Genomic DNA, 243 nt, shown 5'->3' with positions numbered 1-243 from the left:
CCTGACGCCTCCCACATCGACGATGGCGAGCTTTTTGTCGGAATCGGTCACTTCCACGATCTGCCCCGGGATTCCCAAGCACATCCTTCCCTCCTTTCCCTATTGGCTATTGGTCAGCGATCTTGCCGCAGCGACAGCAGCCTGTCCCAGCGCCAGCCCGCCATCGTTCGGAGGCACATGCCGGTGGGTCAGTACCTTAAAGCCGATGGCCTTGAGCCGCGCCGTCACCTGTTCCAGCAGGAC

The 243-nt window shown here is 61.3% G+C and carries 2 protein-coding genes; both read right to left on the bottom strand.

Going from position 1 to position 243, the window contains the following annotated elements:
• A partial coding sequence (locus tag ACTFO6_RS19505; RefSeq protein WP_439935963.1) for a HypC/HybG/HupF family hydrogenase formation chaperone occupies positions 1 to 84 on the bottom strand: 84 nt, incomplete at its 3' end.
• A 15-nt stretch (positions 85 to 99) separates the two neighbouring features.
• Positions 100 to 237 (bottom strand): Kae1-like domain-containing protein, encoded by a 138-nt coding sequence (locus ACTFO6_RS19500; RefSeq protein ID WP_439935962.1) that lies wholly within the window; start codon positions 235 to 237, stop codon positions 100 to 102.
• Positions 238 to 243: the final 6 nt, after the last annotated feature.

The organism is Pelomicrobium sp. G1 (genome assembly GCF_051905455.1).
In the GTDB taxonomy this organism is placed as follows: Bacteria; Pseudomonadota; Gammaproteobacteria; order Burkholderiales; family UBA6910; genus Pelomicrobium.
This window is presented reverse-complemented; position numbering and strand designations above follow the sequence as displayed.